This window comes from Kineococcus indalonis, assembly GCF_009906395.1.
Lineage (GTDB): Bacteria > Actinomycetota > Actinomycetes > Actinomycetales > Kineococcaceae > Kineococcus > Kineococcus indalonis.
In genome coordinates this window covers 1-1,168 of sequence record NZ_JAAALM010000819.1, presented here as the reverse complement: position 1 = coordinate 1,168, position 1,168 = coordinate 1, and the positions used below count along the sequence as shown (strand labels likewise).

1 protein-coding gene is annotated in these 1,168 nt (G+C 78.2%); it reads left to right on the top strand.

What is annotated here, in order from left to right:
* The first annotated feature begins 366 nt into the window (after nucleotides 1-366).
* A complete protein-coding gene (gene hpf, locus GTR00_RS21335) occupies nucleotides 367-1,143 on the top strand; it encodes a ribosome hibernation-promoting factor, HPF/YfiA family (protein WP_166613507.1) in 777 nt (258 codons plus the stop codon).
* Nucleotides 1,144-1,168 lie beyond the last annotated feature (25 nt).

Below are 1,168 nucleotides of genomic sequence, written 5' to 3'. Positions count from 1 at the left end.
GCGGGCCCTGCGCGCGGCGGGGGCCCGCGTGGCGGGGGTGGCCTGCCTGACCGCCGCGGCGCCCGGCCGGGTGCCCGCGACGCCGCCCGCGACGCCGCCCGCGACGCCGCCCGCGACGCCGCCCGCGTGGGCAGACGGCGGAGGGGAGGACTAGCGTTGGTGCATGGCAGCCGGACCCGGTGTCACGCCGGTCTCGCGCCCCCAGGTGCCCGACGGCGGGCACGGGTCGGGGGACGTCCCCGCACGCGCCCCGCGGCTGCCTGTGCCGCGCGACCTCCCCGAGGAGGTGGCGCACGGCACGAGGTGACGGTCCGAGGCGGGCCGGCCCCTCGGCCGGCGCCGCCCAGCGAACGAGGGAGGCATCCCGTGGAAGTTGTGGTCACCGGACGGCACACCGAGGTCAAGGAGAGGTTCCGCCAGCACGCCGAGGCCAAGATGGAGAAGGTGACGCAGCTGGCGCCCCGGGCCCAGCGCGTCGACGTCGAGGTCTCGCACGAGAACAACCGCCGCCAGCTGGCCAGTTGCGAACGGGTGGAGATCACCGTGCGCGACAAGGGGCCGGTCGTGCGCGCGGAGGCGTGCGCGGACGACCCCTACGCCGCGCTCGACCTCGCCGCGACCAAGCTCATGGAGCGGTTGCGACGCTCGCGTGACCGACGCAAGGTCCACCACGGCCGCCGCCGCAACGAGAGCGTGCGCCAGCCGGCGGCCCCCGGCCTCAGCGACGAGGCGCTGGCCGGTGCGGCCGCCGCCGAACCGGGCGCGCCGGCGGAGCTGGAGGTGCCGACGCCCGCGGTGATGGCGGACTCCCGCCCGCCCGCGGACGCGGTGGCCGGGGCGGACGACGCCACCGACGCCTCGCCGGTCGTCATCCGCGAGAAGACCCACGAGGCCGTGCCGATGACCCTGGACCAGGCGCTGTACGAGATGGAGCTCGTCGGCCACGACTTCTACCTGTTCGTCGACGCCGCCACCGGCTGCCCCAGCGTGGTGTACCGCCGCCGCGGCTGGGACTACGGCGTCATCCACCTCGAGGTGCAGCAGGCCGGGTCCGCGGCCGCGGCGTCCTCCGACGGCGCCGCGCGCGCCGGCTCCGACGCCGCGCTGGCGGCCGTCGCGGGCGCCGCGGCGGGCACGCGCTGACGGGCGGGCGCCCGCGCTGAGGGGG